Raw genomic sequence first — 5057 nt, 5'->3', positions numbered from 1 at the left:
CCGTTGCCGCCGCCGGTGACGACGACCCCCGCCCCGGCCGGGTCGAAGCCCGCGGCCGTCACAGGCCGCCGCCCAGCGTGACGCCGCCGTCGAGCACCAGGGTCTGCCCGGTGATCCACCCGGCCTGCCCGGACAGCAGGAAGGACACCGCGCCGGCCACGTCCTCGGGCACGCCGAGCCGCTTGAGCGGGTAGGCGGAGGCCACCTCCTCCTCCCGGTCGGCGTACAGGGCCGTGGCGAACTGGGTCTTGACCACGGCGGGGGCCACCGCGTTCACCCGGATCGCCGGGGCCAGCTCGTGCGCCAGCTCGGTCGTCAGCCGGATCAACGCGGCCTTGCTCACGCCGTACATCCCGATGCCCGGCGAGGTGCGCAGCCCCGCGATCGAGGCCACGTTCACGATCGACCCGCCGTGCTCGCCCATCCAGGCGTCCCGGACCTTGCGGGTCCAGGACAGCGGGGAGAGCACGTTCACCCCGAGGATCTTGGCCGCCGCGTCGGTGTCGGTGTCCAGGACCGGCCCGTACGTCGGGTTGATCCCGGTGTTGTTGACCAGGTGGTCGACACGGCCGAACGCCTCCATCGTGCGGGCGACGGCCTCGTCCTGGTGCTCCGGGTCGTCGGCCTTGCCGGGCACGCCGATCGCCACCGCGCCGCCGCCCAGTTCCTCGACGGCCTCGGCCAGGGGCTCGGGCTTGCGGGCGGTGACGCACACCCGCGCGCCCGCCTCGACGAGCGACCGGGCCACACCCAGGCCGATCCCCCGGCTGGCACCTGTCACAATGGCGACACGGCCGTTGAGCGAGTTCTCCCCCGACGGGGTCTGCTCGGACGAAGTCACTGCCGTTCTCCTCTCCACACTAAGCGTGCGCTTACAATTCGGGTATGACGATGTCGCTGTCCGCCGAGCTGTGGCCGGACGTCCAACCGGAGGCCGCCCGCAGACTGATGCTGGCCGGGGTCGAATCGTTCGCCCGGCGCGGCTACCACGCCACCACCACCCGCGACATCGCAGGCAACGCGGGCATGAGCCCGGCCGCGCTGTACGTGCACTTCCCGTCCAAGGCGGCGCTGCTGTTCGCCATCAGCCGCAGCGGCCACGAGCAGTCCCTCGCGCTGGTTCGGCGCGCCGCGGAGAGCGCCGACACGCCCGTGGAGAGCATGCGGTCGATCGTGGAGCGGTTCGTCGCCTGGCACGCACGCAGGCACACCGTGGCCCGTGTGGTGCAGTACGAACTGGAGGCGCTGCCCGAGCAGGAGTACGAGGTGGTCGCCGACCTGCGCCGGGAGATCGAGCGCATCGTGCGCGACCTCGTGGCCGAGGGGGTCACCTCGGGGGACTTCACCGTCACCGACCCCACGACCGCGGCCCGTGCGGTGCTGTCGTTGGCCATTGACGTGGCCCGGTGGTACAGCGAGCGCGCGCGCAAGTCCCCCACCGACCTCGGTGCGGAATACGCCGCGCTGGCCCTGCGGATGCTCGGCGCCATGCCGGACTGACCACGCAGGCGACGCCGCTCACGACCCACGCACGCACCTCCCGCTCGGCCGAGGGATCCGGCTTCTCCGCGACCCCGGTGCCGCGCCCTCGCGCGACCACCGACGCGTGCCATACTAAGCGCTCGCTCACCTCGGCCGCCACCCACCCCGAGCTCGCCCGCCACCCACTGCGCAGCTCGCCCACCACCCACCCCGTAGCTCGCCCGCCACCCACCCCGTAGCTCGCCCGCCACCCACCCCGGAGCGGGGCCGGACGGCCGCTCAGTCCCCGGCCCCGCCCACCACCGGTTCGAGGAAGGTGGCCCACTGCCGGGCCAGCCGCTCCCGGCGGCGGGTGTCGTCGGTGAGCAGGCTCGCCAGCCCCAGCCCACGGGCCAGGTCGAGGGTGGCCTGCACGGTCTCCCGGACCCCGGGTCGGGACTCGTCGGCGCCGAGCAGTTCCAGGGCGACCCGGTGCGCCTCCCTCCCGACCCGCGTCTCCAGTGGCGCGAGGACCCGGCGCAGCGCCTCGTCCGTGGAGGCCGCCACCCACAGGTGCAGGGCGGCGCGGAACTTCGGCCCGGTGTAGAGGTCCAGCAGCATCCGCGCCACCGGGTAGGCCCGGGACGGCCCCTGCGGCAGTTCGGCGGCCCGCCGGCGCAGTTCGGCGATCTGCTCGTCGGCGAGGAACTCCACCGCCGCGACCACGAGCTCCTCGCGGGTCGGGAAGTGATGCTGGGCCGCGCCCCGCGAGACCCCCGCCCGCTCGGCGATCACCCCGACCGTGGTCCCGGTCCAGCCGAGCTCCCCCAGGCACGCGACGGCGGCGTCCACCAGCCGCCGCCGCGTGGTCCGGCTGCGTTCCTGCCGGGGCTCACGCACCATCGACCGGATCGACCCAGAAGTCGAGCTGCAGGTCGGCCTCGCTCGGGGCGAGCCGGTACCCGGACAGGTCGGTGATCCCCTCGGCGGCGAGCACCTCGTCGTCGATGAAGAACTGTCCGGTGGTCTCCGCCGCGGGCCGGGTCAGGATCGCGTGCGCGGCGTCGGCCATGATCTCCGGGGTCCGGGACCGGCTGGACAGCTCGGCACCGACGACGTTGCGGATCGCGGCGGTGTCGATGGTGGTGCGCGGCCACAGGGAGTTCGCCGCGATCCCGTCGGAACGCAGTTCCGCGGCCAGGCCGACGGTGACCAGACTCATCGAGTACTTCGCGATGCTGTAGGCGAGGTGGCCCGCGGTGAACCACTCCTCCTCCAGCCGGATCGGCGGGGACAGCGTGAGGATGTGCGGGTTGGCCGCCTTCCGCAGCTCGGGGATCGCGGTGCGGGAGAGCAGGAACGATCCGCGCGCGTTGATGTCCTGCATCAGGTCGTAGCGCTTCATCGGGATCGACTCCGACGGCGTCAGGTCGATCGCACTGGCGTTGTTCACCACGACGTCCACACCGCCGAACTGCTCGGCCGTGCGCCGCACCGCGTCCTCGACGACCTCGTCGTCCCGGACGTCGCCCACGATGGGCAGGGCGTGCCCGCCCGCGGCCTCCACGGCCTCGGCGGCGGTGTGCACGGTGCCGGGCAGTTTGGGGTGCGGTTCGGCGGTCTTGGCCAGCAGGGCCACGTTCGCCCCGTCCCGCGCCGCGCGCACGGCGATCGCCTCGCCGATGCCGCGGCTGCCGCCGGACATGATCAGGGTCTTCCCGGACAGTGTGCTCACGCTCGTGCTCCTCGTTCGTCGACGGATGCCGGGCCCGCGCCGTCGCGGGCCCGGCGGGCCGGGCTCGGGGTGCTCCCGACGGTGCTCAGTACGACTTGGGCAGGCCGAGGCTGTGCTGGGCCACGAAGTTGAGCACCATCTCCCGGCTCACCGGCGCGATGCGGCCCACCCGCACCGCGCCGAGCAGGGTACCCAGGCCGTACTCGGAGGCCAGGCCGTTCCCCCCGTGCACCTGCACCGCCTGGTCGACGGAACGGATGGCGACCTCGGCGGCGGCGTACTTGGCCATGTTCGCCGCCTCGCCCGCACCGAAGTCGTCCCCGGCGTCGTAGAGCGCCGCGGCCTTCTGGGTCATCAGCCGGGCCATCTCCAGCTCGATCTTGATCTGCGCGAGCGGGTGCGACAGCCCCTGGTACGCGCCGATCGGGGAGCCGAAGACGTCCCGCTCCTTGGCGTAGGCGACGGCCTTGTCCAGCGCGTAGCGGGCCACCCCCGCCGAGAACGCCGCGCCCATGATGCGCTCCGGGTTGAGACCGGCGAACAGCTGGGCGATCGCGGCGTCCTCGGAGCCGACGAGCGCGTCCGCGGGCAGCCGCACGTCGTCCAGGGTGAGTTCGAACTGCTTGTCCGCCGACACCAGGTCCATCGGGATCGCCCGGTACTCCAGGCCGGGCGCGTCGGTGGGCACGACGAACAGCGCGGGCTTGAGCTTGCCGGTCCGCGCGTCGGTGGTGCGGCCGACCACGAGCACCGCGTCGGCCTCGTCCACGCCGGAGATGAACACCTTGCGCCCGGAGAGCACCCAGTCGTCCCCGTCGCGCCGGGCGGTGGTGGTCAGCCGGTGGGCGTTCGAGCCCGCGTCCGGCTCGGTGATGGCGAACGACATCCGCACCGAGCCCTCGGCGAAGCCCGGCAGCCAGCGCTTCTTCTGCTCGTCGGTGCCGAACCGGGCGATCACGGTCGCGCAGATCGCGGGCGAGACCACCATCAGCAGCATGGGTGTGCCCGCCGCGCAGACCTCCTCGCACACGGCGGCGAGGTCACCGATGCCCGCGCCGCCACCGCCGTACTCCTCGGGCACCGCCACGCCCAGGTAGCCGAGTCGGCCCGCCTCGTTCCACAGTTCCGTGGTGTGTCCGCCCGCGCGCGCCTTCTCGGCGTAGTACTCGTGTCCGTAGCTCGTCGCCAACCGCGCCACGGCCGCGCGCAGCTCCTGCCGTTCGGTCGACTCGGTGAAGTTCACGCCCGCGTCGCTCATACCCGCTCCTCCGTGTCCGTGTCGGTGTCCCTGCCGGTGTCGCTGTCCCTGCCGGTGTCGCTGTCCCTGCCGGTGTCGGTTCCGGTGTCGGTCCCGGTTCCGGTGTCGGTGGGGGTGACCACGGCGAGCAGCGTGCCGACCCGCACCTGCTCGCCCGCCGTGACGGGGAGTTCGGTGACCACACCGTCGGCCGGGGCCGCGACCCGGTGCTCCATCTTCATCGCCTCCAGCCACAGCAGCGGCGCTCCGGCGCGCACCCGGTCCCCACGGGCGACCGCGATCCGGGTCACCGTGCCCGGCATGGGTGCGGGCAGCGACCCGGCCGCGAGGTCCTCGCCGGGTTCGGTGAACCGGGGCACCGGCCGCAGTGTCACCGTCCCGAGTGGAGAGTCGACGACGGTCTCCTCCGGGTACCGCGCCACCTCGAAGACCCGCCGCACGCCCGCGTCGGCGAGCACGACCCGGTGCGGACCGGCGTCGAGCACCGCCACGTCCGGGTGGTCCTCGACGACCGGGCCGGACCGCGTGGCCCGGTAGCGCACCTCGTGCTCGACCTCGCCCGCGCGGTAGCGCTTGCGCTGCGGCGCGGAGGGCACGTTGCGC

Annotated in this window: 6 protein-coding genes; 1 reads left to right on the top strand and 5 read right to left on the bottom strand. The window is 73.4% G+C overall.

What is annotated here, in order from left to right; all coding sequences use genetic code 11:
* Positions 1-58: 58 nt before the first annotated feature.
* Positions 59-841: an SDR family oxidoreductase gene (locus tag SACPADRAFT_RS0201130; protein WP_007026448.1), complete on the bottom strand. Its 783-nt coding sequence runs from the start codon at positions 839-841 to the stop codon at positions 59-61.
* A 44-nt stretch (positions 842-885) separates the two neighbouring features.
* Between SACPADRAFT_RS0201130 and SACPADRAFT_RS0201125 the strand changes: the two genes are divergently transcribed.
* The gene (locus SACPADRAFT_RS0201125) at positions 886-1500 is read left to right on the top strand and encodes a TetR/AcrR family transcriptional regulator (protein WP_007026449.1); all 615 of its coding nucleotides are present in this window, start codon (positions 886-888) and stop codon (positions 1498-1500) included.
* A 261-nt stretch (positions 1501-1761) separates the two neighbouring features.
* On the opposite strand, the gene SACPADRAFT_RS0201120 is transcribed toward SACPADRAFT_RS0201125, so the two are convergent.
* The 4 genes from SACPADRAFT_RS0201120 to SACPADRAFT_RS31075 all read right to left on the bottom strand — a co-directional run.
* On the bottom strand, positions 1762-2364 hold the full coding sequence (locus SACPADRAFT_RS0201120; protein WP_007026450.1) for a TetR/AcrR family transcriptional regulator: 603 nt from the start codon (positions 2362-2364) through the stop codon (positions 1762-1764).
* Positions 2354-3196, bottom strand: a complete 843-nt coding sequence (locus tag SACPADRAFT_RS0201115; protein ID WP_007026451.1) for an SDR family oxidoreductase — start codon at positions 3194-3196, stop codon at positions 2354-2356. The genes SACPADRAFT_RS0201120 and SACPADRAFT_RS0201115 overlap by 11 nt, the downstream gene beginning before the upstream one ends.
* Positions 3197-3281: 85 nt before the next feature.
* A complete protein-coding gene (locus SACPADRAFT_RS0201110) occupies positions 3282-4439 on the bottom strand; it encodes an acyl-CoA dehydrogenase family protein (RefSeq protein ID WP_028662127.1) in 1158 nt (385 codons plus the stop codon).
* Positions 4440-4450: 11 nt separating this feature from the next.
* Positions 4451-5057: acetyl-CoA carboxylase biotin carboxyl carrier protein subunit (locus SACPADRAFT_RS31075; protein ID WP_007026453.1), on the bottom strand; the 607-nt coding region annotated here is incomplete at its 5' end.

The sequence above is a fragment of the Saccharomonospora iraqiensis subsp. paurometabolica YIM 90007 genome, assembly GCF_000231035.2.
GTDB lineage: Bacteria > Actinomycetota > Actinomycetes > Mycobacteriales > Pseudonocardiaceae > Saccharomonospora > Saccharomonospora paurometabolica.
The sequence above is the reverse complement of the archived record's forward strand: the minus strand, read 5'-3'. Positions and strand labels throughout refer to the sequence as shown.